17 protein-coding genes are annotated in these 13445 nt (G+C 70.2%); 6 read left to right on the forward strand and 11 right to left on the reverse strand.

Annotated elements, in window-relative coordinates; genetic code table 11:
- Positions 1-117: 117 nt before the first annotated feature.
- From OOZ19_RS10915 to OOZ19_RS10930, 4 genes are read right to left on the reverse strand one after another with little or no spacing between them, the layout of a single operon-like run.
- Positions 118-870, reverse strand: a complete 753-nt coding sequence (locus OOZ19_RS10915) for a YebC/PmpR family DNA-binding transcriptional regulator (RefSeq protein ID WP_184478103.1) — start codon at positions 868-870, stop codon at positions 118-120.
- A 44-nt stretch (positions 871-914) separates the two neighbouring features.
- On the reverse strand, positions 915-1574 hold the full coding sequence (gene pdxT, locus OOZ19_RS10920; RefSeq protein WP_266089959.1) for a pyridoxal 5'-phosphate synthase glutaminase subunit PdxT: 660 nt from the start codon (positions 1572-1574) through the stop codon (positions 915-917).
- Positions 1571-1879, reverse strand: coding sequence for an AzlD domain-containing protein (locus OOZ19_RS10925; protein WP_266089960.1), 309 nt, complete (start codon positions 1877-1879; stop codon positions 1571-1573). Before OOZ19_RS10925 ends, pdxT begins: the two co-directional genes overlap by 4 nt.
- Positions 1876-2559, reverse strand: a complete 684-nt coding sequence (locus tag OOZ19_RS10930; protein WP_266089961.1) for an AzlC family ABC transporter permease — start codon at positions 2557-2559, stop codon at positions 1876-1878. Before OOZ19_RS10930 ends, OOZ19_RS10925 begins: the two co-directional genes overlap by 4 nt.
- Before the next feature lie 94 nt (positions 2560-2653).
- Between OOZ19_RS10930 and OOZ19_RS10935 the strand changes: the two genes are divergently transcribed.
- The gene (locus tag OOZ19_RS10935) at positions 2654-3202 is read left to right on the forward strand and encodes a helix-turn-helix domain-containing protein (protein ID WP_266089962.1); all 549 of its coding nucleotides are present in this window, start codon (positions 2654-2656) and stop codon (positions 3200-3202) included.
- Between the two features lie 33 nt (positions 3203-3235).
- Here OOZ19_RS10935 and pdxS read toward each other — a convergent pair whose 3' ends face one another.
- Positions 3236-4141 carry a pyridoxal 5'-phosphate synthase lyase subunit PdxS gene (gene pdxS / locus OOZ19_RS10940; RefSeq protein WP_266089963.1) on the reverse strand — a complete coding sequence of 302 codons (906 nt, stop codon included), beginning with the start codon at positions 4139-4141 and terminating at the stop codon, positions 3236-3238.
- A gap of 213 nt (positions 4142-4354) precedes the next feature.
- On the opposite strand from pdxS, the gene OOZ19_RS10945 reads away from it, so the two are divergent.
- From OOZ19_RS10945 to OOZ19_RS10955, 3 genes are all read left to right on the forward strand, one after another.
- The gene (locus OOZ19_RS10945; RefSeq protein WP_266089964.1) at positions 4355-6424 is read left to right on the forward strand and encodes an elongation factor G-like protein EF-G2; all 2070 of its coding nucleotides are present in this window, start codon (positions 4355-4357) and stop codon (positions 6422-6424) included.
- An 88-nt stretch (positions 6425-6512) separates the two neighbouring features.
- The gene (locus tag OOZ19_RS10950; RefSeq protein WP_266089965.1) at positions 6513-6671 is read left to right on the forward strand and encodes a hypothetical protein; all 159 of its coding nucleotides are present in this window, start codon (positions 6513-6515) and stop codon (positions 6669-6671) included.
- A 234-nt stretch (positions 6672-6905) separates the two neighbouring features.
- Complete coding sequence (locus OOZ19_RS10955; protein ID WP_266089966.1) at positions 6906-7316, forward strand: Imm1 family immunity protein; 411 nt, start codon at positions 6906-6908, stop codon at positions 7314-7316.
- Between the two features lie 16 nt (positions 7317-7332).
- Here OOZ19_RS10955 and OOZ19_RS10960 read toward each other — a convergent pair whose 3' ends face one another.
- The 3 genes from OOZ19_RS10960 to OOZ19_RS10970 form a co-directional block, all read right to left on the reverse strand.
- Complete coding sequence (locus OOZ19_RS10960; protein ID WP_266089967.1) at positions 7333-7731, reverse strand: hypothetical protein; 399 nt, start codon at positions 7729-7731, stop codon at positions 7333-7335.
- Positions 7732-7809: 78 nt separating this feature from the next.
- Positions 7810-8088, reverse strand: coding sequence for a DUF397 domain-containing protein (locus OOZ19_RS30015; RefSeq protein ID WP_323055116.1), 279 nt, complete (start codon positions 8086-8088; stop codon positions 7810-7812).
- A complete protein-coding gene (locus OOZ19_RS10970; RefSeq protein ID WP_266089968.1) occupies positions 8013-8888 on the reverse strand; it encodes a helix-turn-helix domain-containing protein in 876 nt (291 codons plus the stop codon). The genes OOZ19_RS30015 and OOZ19_RS10970 overlap by 76 nt, the downstream gene beginning before the upstream one ends.
- 177 nt (positions 8889-9065) lie before the next feature.
- On the opposite strand from OOZ19_RS10970, the gene OOZ19_RS10975 reads away from it, so the two are divergent.
- Positions 9066-9377, forward strand: a complete 312-nt coding sequence (locus tag OOZ19_RS10975; RefSeq protein ID WP_266089969.1) for a hypothetical protein — start codon at positions 9066-9068, stop codon at positions 9375-9377.
- Here OOZ19_RS10975 and pgsA read toward each other — a convergent pair.
- Positions 9353-9973 carry a phosphatidylinositol phosphate synthase gene (gene pgsA, locus OOZ19_RS10980; protein WP_266089970.1) on the reverse strand — a complete coding sequence of 207 codons (621 nt, stop codon included), beginning with the start codon at positions 9971-9973 and terminating at the stop codon, positions 9353-9355. The two genes, OOZ19_RS10975 and pgsA, sit on opposite strands and share 25 nt — an antisense overlap.
- A 198-nt stretch (positions 9974-10171) precedes the next feature.
- On the opposite strand from pgsA, the gene OOZ19_RS10985 reads away from it, so the two are divergent.
- Positions 10172-10714 (forward strand): YceI family protein, encoded by a 543-nt coding sequence (locus OOZ19_RS10985; RefSeq protein ID WP_266089971.1) that lies wholly within the window; start codon positions 10172-10174, stop codon positions 10712-10714.
- A 75-nt stretch (positions 10715-10789) separates the two neighbouring features.
- Here OOZ19_RS10985 and OOZ19_RS10990 read toward each other — a convergent pair whose 3' ends face one another.
- Together OOZ19_RS10990 and thrS are read right to left on the reverse strand one after the other, a co-directional pair.
- A complete protein-coding gene (locus OOZ19_RS10990) occupies positions 10790-11263 on the reverse strand; it encodes an HIT family protein (protein ID WP_184484972.1) in 474 nt (157 codons plus the stop codon).
- Between the two features lie 101 nt (positions 11264-11364).
- Positions 11365-13407, reverse strand: coding sequence for a threonine--tRNA ligase (gene thrS / locus OOZ19_RS10995; RefSeq protein WP_266090203.1), 2043 nt, complete (start codon positions 13405-13407; stop codon positions 11365-11367).
- Between the last annotated feature and the right edge of the window lie 38 nt (positions 13408-13445).

Raw genomic sequence — 13445 nt, forward strand, 5'->3', positions numbered from 1 at the left:
GCGAGGACGGCTTTTTCCCTCGTGGCGGAGCCACTCGGGAAAAAGATCCCGCAGCGAGAGACCGGCTGAGGTTCCGCCACCCGACCACCCCAGCAGAACGACCGCCGGAGCAAAGACTCAAGCGTCGAGTTCCGCCATGACCTCGTCCGAGGCGTCGAAGTTCGCGTAGACGTTCTGCACGTCGTCGCAGTCCTCCAGCGCGTCGATCAGCTTGAAGACCTTGCGCGCGCCCTCGACGTCGAGCGGGACGTTGACCGAGGCCAGGAAGCTGAGCTCCGAGGAGTCGTACTCGATCTCGGCCGCCTGCACCGCTTTGCGCACCTCGACCAGGTCGGTCGGCTCGCACAGCACCTCGAAGCTCTCGCCGAGGTCGTTGACCTCTTCGGCACCGGCTTCCAGCACCGCGCCGAGCACGTCGTCCTCGGTCAGGCCGTTCTTCGGCACGATCAGCACGCCGCGCCGGGAGAACATGTAGGACACCGAACCGGCGTCGGCCATCGATCCGCCGTTGCGGGTCATCGCGGTGCGGACTTCGCCTGCCGCGCGGTTCTTGTTGTCGGTCAGGCACTCGACCAGCACGGCGACGCCGTTCGGTCCGTAACCCTCGTACATCAGGGTCTGCCAGTCGGCGCCGCCCGCCTCTTCACCGCCGCCGCGCTTGCGGGCCCGCTCGATGTTGTCGACCGGCACCGAGTTCTTGCGCGCCTTCTGCATGGCGTCGTAGAGCGTCGGGTTGCCGTCCGGGTCTCCCCCGCCGGTGCGCGCCGCGACCTCCACGTTCTTGATCAGCTTCGCGAAGAGCTTGCCGCGCTTGGCGTCGACGGCGGCCTTCTTGTGCTTGGTGGTCGCCCACTTGGAGTGGCCGCTCATCTTTCCTCCGTCTTTCCACGCCGCGCCAGACGAGACCGAGGCCTTCAGCCTGCGCGAACGGTGTGCACGAAATGCCGGTGCACGCGCTCGTCGCCGCGGACCAGCTCCGGGTGGAAGCTGGTGGCGAGCACGCGCCCCTGCTGAACCGCGACGATCCTACCGGCGGCGGGCTCGTCGCCTGATCCGCGCGGGGTGACCTCGGCGAGGACCTGGACTCCCGGGCCGATCCGCTCCACCCAGGGGGCGCGGATGAACACCGCGTGCACGGGCCCTGCCACGCCGGTGAAGTCGAGGTCGGCCTCGAACGAGTCGACCTGCCTGCCGAAGGCGTTGCGCCGCACGGTCATGTCCAACGCGCCGAGCGGGGTCACGCCCGCTTCCGCACCGCCGGGCACGTCGTCGGCGAGCAGCACCATGCCCGCGCACGAGCCGTAGGCGGGCAGGCCGGCCGCGAGGCGTTCCCGCAGCGGCTCGAACAGCTCGAAGGAGTGCAGCAACCGGCTCATGGTCGTCGACTCCCCGCCCGGCAGCACCACGCCGTGCAGGCCCGCGAGCTCCTCGGGCCTGCGCACCGGTTTGGCGACCGCGCCGCTGCGGTCGAGCGCGGCGAGGTGCTCGGCGACGCCCCCTTGCAACGCGAGGACGCCGATCACGGGTGCTGCGGTGGACACCCCTCGATTGTCGTGCACTGCTGCTCCGTTCATCCCACTCCGGCCAGCCGAAGCGCCGCCGTGACGGCGGCGGCGACCAGCACCACCAGTACGAACGGCGCCCCGCGGAACGCGAGCACGCCTGCGATCACGACGCCGCCGACCCTGGCGACGCCGGCGAATCCGCCCGCTTCCACCGCGGCGCCGGTGGCGACGAACGCGGCCAGCAGCACGGTCGCGGCGATGCCCAGCAGCCGCTCCCAGCGCTGCGAGATCGTGATCCGCCTGCGCAGCAGCGGGCCGGCCAGCCGCAGTGCGTAGGTCCCGGCCGCCAGCACCAGCACGACGGCCGGGTTCACGACGCGACCTCCTGCTCCGGCGAGCGCCGCACGGGCAGCGCGAGGGCCACGCCGAGCAGCGCGACCATCACCGGCATCCCGTCGGGCAGCACGGGCGTGGTCACGAGCGCGAGCACCGCCCCGGCCAGCACCGCGCGCAGCGTCGGCGCGTCCCGCAGCGCGGGCACGAGCAGCGCGAGGATCGCGGCGGGCAGCGCCGCGTCCAGGCCGAGCGCGTTCGGGTCGCCGACCACCTTCCCCAGCAGGCCCCCGAGCAGCACCGACGGCACCCAGGTGACGTACAGCGCGGCTCCGGTGATCCAGTAGGCGCGGCGCCGCCGGTCGGGAGCGGTCTCGGCGAGGGCGAACGCGACGGCTTCGTCGACCATCAGGTGGCTGCCCAGCAGCCGTCGCCATCCGGAGCCGAGCAGGTCGCCCACGGCCAGCCCGTACGGGAAGTGCCGGGAGTTGAGCAGCAGGCCGCCCACCACCGCGGTCGCCGGTGCCGCGCCGCCGGTGAGCAGGCCGACGAGCATGAACTCGGACCCGCCCGCGAACACCACGGCGGCGGTGAACGTGATCAGCCAGACCGGCACTCCCTTGGTCACCGCGATGGCGCCCAGCGAGATGGCGACCACGGCGAGCGCCGGGATCAGCGCCGCCAGGTCCCTGATCAGCTTGTCCTTCCACAACGAACGCATCGTTCGCCATAACGACCTCATGGTCCGATATACTGAACACCAGCCCGAGCGTTCGTCAAATCGAACGCTGCGACCGATATGACGAACGGCAGTCATGACCTCACCGCTGGAGATCATCTCCGCCGCGCTGCGCCGCGAGCGCACCCGCGTCGGACTGACGCTGTCCGAACTGGCCAAACGCGCCGGCGTGGCGAAATCCACGCTCTCCCAACTCGAATCGGGCTCCGGCAACCCCAGCGTGGAGACGCTGTGGGCGCTCGGAGTGGCACTGGGCGTGCCGTTCAGCAGGCTCGTCGAGGAGCGCGCTCCGCAGATCCGCGTCGTGCGCGCCGGCGAGACGATGCTGATCCGCTCCGAGCACTCCCCCTTCGCCGCCGCGATGATCTCGGCGTGCCCCAGCGGAGCCCGCCGCGACCTGCACCTGATCGAGGCGCAGCCCGGCAACGCCCGCCGCGCCGAAGGGCACCTGCCGGGCACCGTGGAGCACCTGCTGATCACCGCGGGCCGACTCCGAGCCGGCCCGGAGGAGGCGCAGGTCGAGCTAGCGCCCGGCGACTACGCCTCCTTCGCGGGCGACGTCCCGCACACCTACGAGGCCCTCGAACCCGGTACGACGGCGGTCCTGCTCATGGAGCACGTGTGACCGCTCGCCGAGCGAACCCGTGATCGGACCACCTCACCAGCCGCGCTGGGCGTAGCGCTGGTCCGCCGGGAGCGATTCGACGTTGAGGCCGACCATGGCCTCGCCCAGACCGCGGGAGACCTTCGCGATGACGTCCGGGTCGTCGTAGAAGGTGGTGGCCTTCACGATCGCCTCGGCGCGCTTGGCGGGGTCGCCGGACTTGAAGATGCCGGAGCCGACGAACACGCCCTCGGCGCCGAGCTGGCGCATCATCGCCGCGTCCGCCGGGGTGGCCAGGCCTCCCGCGGTGAACAGCACGACCGGCAGCTTCCCCGCCGCCGCGACCTCCTGGACCAGCGAGACCGGGGCGCGGAGCTCCTTGGCCGCCGCGTACAGCTCCTCGCCGTCGAGCCCGCTGAGCCGCCGGATCTCGGCGCGGATGGCGCGCATGTGCCGGGTCGCCTCGACGACGTTGCCGGTGCCCGCCTCCCCCTTGGAGCGGATCATCGCGGCGCCTTCGGCGATGCGGCGCAGCGCCTCGCCGAGGTTGGTGGCGCCGCAGACGAACGGCGCGGTGAACGCCCACTTGTCGATGTGCAGCGCCTCGTCGGCGGGGGTGAGCACCTCGGATTCGTCGATGTAGTCGACGCCGAGCGATTGCAGCACCTGGGCTTCGACGAAGTGCCCGATGCGCGCCTTGGCCATCACGGGGATGGAGACCGCGTCGACGATGCCGTCGATCATGTCCGGGTCGGACATGCGGGCGACGCCGCCCTGGACGCGGATGTCGGCGGGCACCCGTTCGAGGGCCATCACGGCGACCGCCCCGGCGGCTTCGGCGATCTTCGCCTGCTCCGGGGTCACGACGTCCATGATCACCCCGCCTTTGAGCATCTCGGCCATGCCCCGTTTCACTCCGTCGGTGCCGGTGGCCTGCGCGGTGGCTGCGGTGTCGGTCAACGTCTGCCTTCCCTCGGGTCCGGTGCGGCGGCGGTAGCGCCGCGCGCACCGTCGACGGTAGGCGCGAACTGGACCACTTCCACGGTCCACTCATCCGGTTTCCCAGTAGTCCACTTCGCGTTCCGCCGAACATCGTCGGTGGTGAACGGCATTGCACACGCCGTCACTCGGGTGTGTGATCGGTGACACACGACACCGTCCGAGGGGGCAGCGATGGGCAGCAAGCAGAGCGTTCCGGGAGTGCAGGCCGCGCCCGCTCCCACCGATCCGGCGACGATCCGCAACGTCGTCCTGGTCGGCCCGTCGGCCGCGGGCAAGACCACGTTGGTGGAGGCGCTGCTGACCGCGACCGGCACCATCCCGCGCAACGGTTCGGTCGTGGAGGGCACCACGGTGTGCGACCACGACAGCGCCGCCATCGAGCAGCAGCGTTCGGTCGCGCTCTCGGTGGCCCCGATGCGGCACGACGACCACAAGATCAACCTCATCGACACGCCCGGCTACGCCGATTTCGTCGGTGAGCTGCGCGCCGGTCTGCGCGCGGCCGACGCGGCGCTGTTCGTGGTGGCCGCCGCCGAAGGCGTGGACGCGGCCACCCGCGCCCTCTGGCACGAGTGCGCCCAGGTCGAGATGCCGCGCGCCGTGGTGCTGTCCCGGCTGGACCAGCACCGGGCTGATCCGGACGCCGCGCTGGAGTCCTGCCGGGAAGCGTTCGGGGCCGGTGTGCTGCCGCTGCACCTGCCGCTGCGCGGGGCGGACGGCACCGCCACCGGCCTGGTCGGAGTGCTCACGGGCACCACTTCGGGCACGGGCTCACCCCGCCAGTGCGAGCGGGAGCGCGCCGAGCTCATCGAGGCGATCATCGCCGAGAGCGAGGACGAGTCCTTGATGGACCGCTACGTCGAAGGCGAGCACATCGAGGAGGCGGTGCTGATCCGCGACCTGGAGACCGCGGTCTCCCGCGGCGGCCTGCACCCGGTGCTGCCGGTGTGCGCCGCCACCGAACTGGGCTTGCCGGAACTCCTCGACGGCTTGATCCGCGGTTTCCCGTCGCCGCTGGAACATCCGGTTCCGGAGTTCACCGACCCGCGCGGCCGGGATCCGCGCAGGCTGGGCCCGGACCCGGCGGGCCCGCTGGCCGCCGAGGTCGTGCACACCTCCGTCGACTCCTACGTGGGCCGGGTTTCGCTGGCCAGGGTCTTCTCCGGCACGTTGCTACCGGAGCGGGCGGTGCACGTGTCCGGGCACGGCATGGCCGAGCGCGGGCATCCGGACCACGACGAGGACGAGCGGGTCGCGCACCTGTACTCCCCGTTGGGCTCGGGCCTGCGGGAGGTGTCGCGGTGCGTGGCGGGCGATCTGTGCGCGCTGACGAAGCTCGGCTCGGCCGAAACGGGCGACACGTTGTCCGATCCGGCGGCTCCGCTGCTGCTGTCACCGTGGCCGATGCCGGAGCCGCTGCTGCCGATCGCCGTCATCGCGCACAACCGCAGCGACGAGGAGGGGTTGGCGCGCAACCTGAACCGGCTCATCGCCGCCGATCCGAGCCTGCGCATGGAGAAGGATTCCGAAACGCACCAGCTGGTGCTGTGGTGCATGGGCGAGGCGCACGCCGACGTCGTGCTGCAACGCCTGCGCGAGGGCGGCGCGGAGGTCGACACCGAGCCGGTGCGGGTGGCGCTGCGCCAGACGTTCGGGCAGGCCGCGAAGGGCCACGGCAAGCACGTGAAGCAGTCCGGCGGCCACGGCCAGTACGCGGTGTGCGACATCGAGGTGGAGCCCGCGCCGCGCGGCACCGGCGTCGAGTTCGCGGACCGCGTGGTGGGCGGCGCCATCCCGAAGCAGTTCATCACGAGCGTCGAGAAGGGAGTCCGGGCGCAGGTGGAACGCGGCCTGGAGGACGGCATCCCGCTGGTGGACCTGAAGGTCACGCTGGTCGACGGGAAGGCGCACAGCGTGGACTCGTCGGACGCCGCGTTCCAGACCGCCGGGGCGCTCGCGCTGCGCGCCGCCGCCGAGCAGGCCGGGCTGGTGACGTTGGAGCCGATGGACGCGGTGGCGGTGTTCATCCCGGACGAGCACCTGGGCGTGGTCCTGGGCGATCTGTCCAGCCGACGCGGCAAGGTCGTCGGCACCGAACCGGACGAGGCGGGCTGGACCGTGGTCCGCGCGCACGTCCCCTCCAGCGAACTGGTCCGCTACTCGATCAACATCCGCTCGCTCAGCTCCGGCAGCGCCACCTTCACCCGCCACTTCGAACGCTACGACCCGATGTCCACCTGACCGGGTGATGCGAACCGAATCGGACGCGGCCGGGCCGGTATCTCGATCACCCTGACCGGACCCGTCGTTCCAGTCCGCCGAGGTGCCGATGTCCGCGCTCGAAGAGGTGCTGCACGGCATCGACCGCTGCCTGCACCGGATCGGCGACGCCAAGTCCGCGCTGGCCCGCGCGTTGGTGGCGCTGGAGGAGGCAGGAGCTCCGGGTGGACTCGGCGTGCTGCTCGGCTCCCGGGACCCCGAGGCCTAGCACGCGCTCGCCTCCGCCACCCGCGCGGCCGAGGACGTCGTGCTGCTCCACCAGGTGCTCGTCCGGCTCGAAACCCGCATCCTCGCGGGCCGGGCGGCGATGGCGGGCGGGACGCCCGCTCCGACAGGAGGACCACGAGCATCGGAGGCGGCCTCAGCACCTCGCCGGTCACCGGTACGTGCACGGGACGACTCAGGCAGGACGACCTTTCACACACACTTACCGAGGACGGGCATGAGCCTCTCGATGAACGAGTCGATGATCCACCAGCGGGAACTGCTCGATCTTGAGCTGGACGACGCGACTGAGCTGATCGCGCAGATCCGGGATGCCGATCGCAGGCGCGAGAACCCCGACGCCGGTCTTGCTTGGTTCGTCCAGTTCGGCCCGGACGCGCACGAAGGCCTGGTCGTCGGCATTCGCGGAACCGCCGGTGCGGTGCAGTGGTACAGCGCAACCGAACTGCTGCAGCCCGCGCACGGGACCAATTCCGCACCGGTGGACTACTTCACTGGTCCGACCGGCGATCACTACCCGATCTCGCCGGGCGGGGAGATTCCGATCGAGAACGCGTTCGAAGTCCTGCGCGAATTCGCCGCGACTCACCGGCTACCGGGCTGCGTCGAATGGCGGGCGGACCTCTGAGCTCGGGCCACGCGGCTCAGTCTTCGGCGGTGTCCTGCTCGGGTTCGGTCTCGGGTTCGGCAGCGACGGGCAGGGGCGGGGCTGCCGGCTGGACGTTGAGCTGGGTCTGCGGGTTGCGGGTGTAGGCGCGGGCCTGGTCCGGGGTGAGGTGGTCGGCGATCAGGCCCCACGGGACCTTGCCCCCGGAGGACGGGTAGCGCATCCACACCGCGTACTCGTCGGCTTCGGTGACCGGGAAGGTGACCGGCGGGACCGCGTCGGCGGCGGCCTCGGATTCGGTGCTGTCGACGTCCCACAGCGCGGTCTTGCGGAAGATCTCCACGGTTTCGGCGGGGACCGCCGAAGCGAGCGGGAACCAGTCGAACTGCCCGCCGGCCCACGCCCGGATGCGAACGTCGTAGCCCGTCGAACCCACTGGATCACCCTCCTCGCGACCGCACACCTACCGCGACCAGCCTATCCAGCGCGATCCGCGCCTTTCCGCCCGCTCCGGTCAGAGCGAGCGAACGAACGCCGACCAGACGGCACTGTCGAAGAGCAGCGCCGGGCCTGCGGGGTTCTTGGAGTCACGAACGCCGACAACGCCCAGCCCTGGGGCGACCTCGACGCACTGTCCACCGTTGGGACCGCTATGGCTGCTCTTGCGCCAAGTCACGCCGACCAGGGCTGTAGCGCTGCGAACGTGGTGCCCACACCTCATGCGGCATCTCCTGCCAGTTCGACCAGCAATGCCTTCGAATCGTCCGGTGCTAGCGCCTTCTCGCGCAAGCATTCGAAATCGTTCTGGAAGCTTTCGATCTCGTCGGGGTCCTCCAGGAACAACCCGCCCCGCTGGTTCTCGACGTAGACGACTCCGACATCGTCGACGCGAGGAAAACCCAACCAGCTGAACGAACCGAGTTGGCCTCGGTGTGGTCCTGCGCTCAACGGCATCACCTGCAACACCGCCTGCCGATGTTCGGCGCTCGCGACCAAGTGGCGGAGTTGGTCACGCATCACGTCGCCGTCCCCCACCGCACGGTGAAGAACGGATTCATCGACGATCGCGTGCAGCGATAGCGCGCCCGACCCCCGACCGAGCGCCCCTTGTCGTTGCAGCCGCGCATCAACTTGATCCGTCAGCCCGACGGCACCTGCGCGATCGCCCGATCGAAGCAAGCCTTCAGCGTAAGCACGGGTTTGCAGGATGCCCGGGATGAAGCCGAGGTCCCACTCGCGGATCTCGCTTGCTCCCCATTCGAGTCCGATGTAGAGCGAGAACCACTCCGGGATGGCCTGGTTCCCGTCCCACCAGCCCTTCTCCTTTGCCACGTCGGCGAGTTGCAGGTACCAGCCGACCCGCTCCGCGGGCACGCCGAGGAACGGGAGGACGACTTCCAAGTCGGGGCCGCTGATGGCGTTGCGCATCGTTTCCATGTGACCGACCTTCGCCGGATTGCACCGCAGGCGGCGGGCCACGTCGGCCTGCTTGAGCCCGGCCGCTTCGCGGAGTCGGCGGAGCTCCTGCGCGAGCCAGCGCCGGCCGACGGTCGGGCTGATCGTCGGCGGCTCGGTGGAGTCGAAGTCGGCCATGGCGGCCCCTCTCAGCTCGGCCGGGTGGCCACTCGGACAAGTGACTTCCGACGGACAGACCCGAAGGTGGGATTGATCGCAGGCGCTACCAAGTAGATCCTACAAATACCTTCCGTATTCAGTTAATCGCTCACAGTACTGATCCGCCCCGGCAACCCGATCACCAGGAGGTACCCCATGCGCTGCGGCATTGCGCTCTACGAGATTCGCCAGCCCGACTCGGTCGGCGCGTACGAGGAGCTGGTCTGCCTCGCCGAACTCCCCGGAGACGAGGAGCTCCAGGTCTGGGAGGAGTGCCTGACGGCGTGGGGATTGGCCAAGCTGCGGGCGCACGAATGCCGGTTCGGGATGTACTTCGCCGCACTGGTGCCGCTCGACGAGCGGGGCGAGCCCGACGGGAAGGCGGCGGACGACCTGCTGGAGCAGGACATGTTGCCGGTGGAGCGGCACTTCACGTGGTCCGGTTACGTGGAGTTGGTGCCTGCCTGATCCGAGGACACCGAGGCGGCGTGCAGGCGTTGGACGACGGTGAACGCGGACAGCGCCGCCAGCACCCACACCGCGACGTCCAGCACGTACGGCACGCCGAGGCCGTGCAGGCCGGTGCCGACGAGGATCAGCACGAAGCGCTCGGCGCGCTCGGCCAGGCCGCCGTCCGCGTGGAGCCCGTTGGCTTCGGCGCGCGCCTTCACGTACGAGGTGACCTGCGCGCCCACGAGGCAGATCAGCAGCCCGAGGCCGAGCGGCCGGTCGTCGGCGACGACCAGCGCCCACCACAGCAGGGAGCCGAACAGGGCGCCGTCGGCGATGCGGTCGCAGCTCGCGTCGAGCACGCCGCCGAACTCCGAGGCGTTGCCGCCGGCCCGCGCCATCGCGCCGTCGAGGACGTCGAACAGCAGGAACACGGTGACCACGACGGTGCCGACGAACAACTCGCCACGGGGGAAGAACCACAGCGCGGAGGCGACGCTGGCGACCGTGCCGATGATCGTCACCATGTTCGGGGTGAGGCCGACGCGGACCAGCGCGGCGCCGAGCGGGTGCGTCCAGCGGGAGATCGAAGCCCGCGCGAAGATGTTGAGCATCGCCTGTTCTGCCAGCCGCCTTGCGCACCGAGTTCGTCGTGCCTGTTCCGTCGCAGAGTATCCGGAACCGCCGGGGTGGCCGGACGGCAGGCGACCCGCGGCAACGACGGTGAATCAGATCACACCCTGGAATGGTTGAAGGTTCAACACCGTTACCCGAAGCGGAAACCCCTCCGCATCTGCTTCAGGAGAACGTCTATGAGCACCGCTACCACGATCCCCGGTTACGTCGTCGGCACCTGGGACATCGACAGCGTGCACTCCGACATCGAGTTCACCCTGCGCCACCTCGGCGTCGGGCGTTCCCGTGGCCGCTTCGACGGCTTCAGCGGTGAGATCGTCACCGCCGAGAACCCGCTGGACTCCTCGGTGACCGCGAACATCGACCCCGCGACGATCAACACCGGCAACGGCGACCGCGACGCGCACGTGCGCAACAGCGACTTCCTCGACGTCGAGAACTTCCCGAAGGCGGGCTTCCGCTCCACCGGCATCCGCCCGGACGGCAGCGACTACATCATCGATGGCGAGTTCACCCTGCACGGCGTGACCAAGCCGGTGTCCCTGGCGGCCGAGATCGGCGGCTTCGGCGACAACGGCCAGGGCGGCACGCTGGTCGGCATCTCCGCGTCCACCACGCTCAACCGCACCGACTTCGGCGTCGGTCCCGAGGGCGGCGCCATGCTGGGCGAGAAGGTGAAGATCACCCTGGAGATCGAGGCGAACCTCCGGGCCGAGTGAGGCTCACCCGAACACGAGTAAGGCCGAGGACGCGGGGTGCGTCCTCGGCCTTGCCCGTGCGGGCCACCCGCGGGCTCAGTCCCGCCAGGCCTCCGCTAGCAGGCGGCGGGTGTCGCCGAGCAGCTGTGGCAGGACCTTCGTGTGGCCGATGACCGGCATGAAGTTCGCGTCGCCGCCCCAGCGCGGCACCACGTGCTGATGCAGGTGCGCGGCGATGCCCGCGCCCGCCACCGGGCCCTGGTTGAGGCCGATGTTGAACCCGTGCGGCGCCGAGACCTCGCGGATCACCCGCATCGCGCGCTTCGTGAACACCGCGACCGCCGTGGTCTCCGCCTCGGTGAGCTCGGTGTAGTCGGCGACATGCCGGTACGGCAGCACCATCAGGTGGCCGGGGTTGTACGGGTACAGGTTGAGGATCGCGAAGACCAGCTCGTCGCGGGCCACGATCAACGTGTCCTCGTCCGGCAGTCCCGACTCCAGCAGGCGGCAGAACGGGCAGCCCTCGCTGGCCTCGCCCTCCGGCTTGTTCTCGCCCTGGATGTAGGCCATCCGGTGCGGGGTCCACAACCGTTGCAGCGCGTCCGGCACGCCGATGCCGCGCTGCTCCGAGAACTGGACCCCGCTGTCGTCGAAGGGGTTGTCGCCGGCCGTCACGCCGTCTCCGCCTCGCCCGCCAGTTCCGCCTGGAAGATCTCCGCGGTCGGCGAGGCGTTCTCCCGGCGCTCGACCCAGCGGCCCAGTGCGGCCACCGCGTCCGCCACCGGCACCCCGTTGATCTGGGTGCCGTCGCGGAAGCGGAAGGACACCGCGCCTGCCTCCACGTCCTTGCCTCCCGCCAGCAGCAGGAACGGCACCTTCTGCGTGGTGTGGGTGCGGATCTTCTTCTGCATCCGGTCGTCGCCGTGGTCCACCTCGGCACGGATCCCCTTGGCGCGCAACGCCTTCACCACGCCCTGCAGGTGCTCGGCGTGCTCGTCGGCGATCGGGATGCCCACCGCCTGCACCGGCGAGAGCCAAGCCGGGAACGCGCCCGCGTAGTGCTCGGTGAGCACGCCGAAGAACCGCTCGATGGACCCGAACAGCGCGCGGTGGATCTTGATGGGGCGCTGCTTGGAGCCGTCCGGTCCGGTGTACTCCAGGTCGAACCGATCCGGCAGGTGGTAGTCGACCTGGATGGTCGACATCTGCCAGCTGCGGCCCAGCGCGTCCTTGGCCTGCACCGAGATCTTCGGGCCGTAGAACGCCGCGCCGCCCGGGTCCGGGACCAGTTCCAAGCCGGAGGACTCGGCGGCTTCCCGCAGCGCCTCGGTGGCCACCCGCCAGCTCTCGTCGTCGCCGACGTACTTCTCCTCGTTGCGGGTGGACAGCTCCAGGTAGAAGTCCTCCAGCCCGTAGTCGCGCAGCAGGTCCAGCACGAACGACAGCAGCGACTTCAGCTCGTCCTGCAGCTGCTCCGGCATGCAGTAGATGTGCGCGTCGTCCTGCGTCATGCCGCGCACGCGGGTCAGGCCGTGCACCACACCGGACTTCTCGTAGCGGTACACCGAGCCGAACTCGAACATCCGCAGCGGCAGCTCCCGGTAGGACCGGCCCCGCGAGCGGAAGATCAGGTTGTGGAACGGGCAGTTCATCGGCTTCAGGTAGTAGTCCTGGCCGGCCTTGCGCACCGCCCCGTTCTCGTCGAGCTCCTCGTCGAGGTGCATCGCCGGGAACATGCCGTCCTTGTACCAGTCCAGGTGCCCGGAGGTCTCGAACAGCGTGCTCTTGGTGATGTGCGGGGTGTTCACGAACTCGTAGTCGGCGGCCTCGTGGCGGCGCCGCGAGTAGTCCTCCAGCTCGCGCCGGATGATGCCGCCCTTGGGGTGGAACACCGGCAGCCCGGAACCGACCTCCTCGGGGAACGAGAACAGGTCGAGCTCGGAGCCGAGCCTGCGGTGGTCGCGGCGCTCGGCCTCCGCCAGCCACTCCAGGTGCTCGGCCATCGCCTCCTTGGACTCCCACGCGGTGCCGTAGACGCGCTGGAGCTGCTGGTTGCTCTGGTCCCCGCGCCAGTAGGCGGCGGCGACGCGGGTGAGCTTGAAGGCGGGGATGAACTTGGTGTGCGGCACGTGCGGACCGCGGCACAGGTCGCCCCACACGACCTCGCCGTGGCGGTCGATGTTGTCGTAGACGGTGAGCTCGCCCGCGCCGACCTCCATGACCTCGCTGGTGTCGACGTCCTCGCTGCCGGACTTGAGGTCGACCAGCTCCAGCTTGTACGGCTCGGCGGCCAGCTCCTCGCGAGCGGCCTCGATGGAGTCCAAGCGCCGGCGGGCGAACTTCTGCCCGGACTTGATGAGCTGCTTCATGCGCTTCTCCAGCGCCTGCAGGTCCTCCGGGGTGAACGGGCGGTCCACGTCGAAGTCGTAGTAGAAGCCGTCCTTGACGGGCGGGCCGATGCCGAGCTTCGCGTCGGGGAACTGCTGCTGCACGGCCTGCGCCAGCACGTGCGCCGCGGAGTGCCGGATGACGCTGCGACCGGCCTCGGTGTCGGCGGCGACCGGCTCGACCTCCACATCGGATTCGGGCGCCCACGCCAGGTCGCGCAGCTCGCCCTCCTCGTCGCGGACCACGACGATCGCCTGCGCGCCCTGCGCGGGCAGGCCCGCCTCGGCGACGGCGGCGGCAGCGGTTGTGCCCGCCGGAACCTTCACCCTGGTGACCTGCTGGGCTTCGGACGGCTGAACGGACA

The sequence above is a fragment of the Saccharopolyspora sp. NFXS83 genome (genome assembly GCF_026241095.1).
Taxonomy (GTDB): domain Bacteria; phylum Actinomycetota; class Actinomycetes; order Mycobacteriales; family Pseudonocardiaceae; genus Saccharopolyspora_C.

Bases quoted from the DNA above. Each gene is read 5' to 3' on its own strand.
- OOZ19_RS10915 (WP_184478103.1), bottom strand. From the start codon at position 870: ATGAGCGGCCACTCCAAGTGGGCGACCACCAAGCACAAGAAGGCCGCC.
- pdxT (WP_266089959.1), bottom strand. From the start codon at position 1,574: ATGAACGGAGCAGCAGTGCACGACAATCGAGGGGTGTCCACCGCAGCA.
- OOZ19_RS10930 (WP_266089961.1), bottom strand. From the start codon at position 2,559: ATGCGTTCGTTGTGGAAGGACAAGCTGATCAGGGACCTGGCGGCGCTG.
- OOZ19_RS10935 (WP_266089962.1), top strand. From the start codon at position 2,654: ATGACCTCACCGCTGGAGATCATCTCCGCCGCGCTGCGCCGCGAGCGC.
- OOZ19_RS10945 (WP_266089964.1), top strand. From the start codon at position 4,355: ATGGGCAGCAAGCAGAGCGTTCCGGGAGTGCAGGCCGCGCCCGCTCCC.
- OOZ19_RS10950 (WP_266089965.1), top strand. From the start codon at position 6,513: ATGTCCGCGCTCGAAGAGGTGCTGCACGGCATCGACCGCTGCCTGCAC.
- OOZ19_RS10955 (WP_266089966.1), top strand. From the start codon at position 6,906: ATGAGCCTCTCGATGAACGAGTCGATGATCCACCAGCGGGAACTGCTC.
- OOZ19_RS30015 (WP_323055116.1), bottom strand. From the start codon at position 8,088: ATGCTTGCGCGAGAAGGCGCTAGCACCGGACGATTCGAAGGCATTGCT.
- OOZ19_RS10970 (WP_266089968.1), bottom strand. From the start codon at position 8,888: ATGGCCGACTTCGACTCCACCGAGCCGCCGACGATCAGCCCGACCGTC.
- OOZ19_RS10975 (WP_266089969.1), top strand. From the start codon at position 9,066: ATGCGCTGCGGCATTGCGCTCTACGAGATTCGCCAGCCCGACTCGGTC.
- pgsA (WP_266089970.1), bottom strand. From the start codon at position 9,973: ATGCTCAACATCTTCGCGCGGGCTTCGATCTCCCGCTGGACGCACCCG.
- OOZ19_RS10985 (WP_266089971.1), top strand. From the start codon at position 10,172: ATGAGCACCGCTACCACGATCCCCGGTTACGTCGTCGGCACCTGGGAC.
- OOZ19_RS10990 (WP_184484972.1), bottom strand. From the start codon at position 11,263: ATGGCCTACATCCAGGGCGAGAACAAGCCGGAGGGCGAGGCCAGCGAG.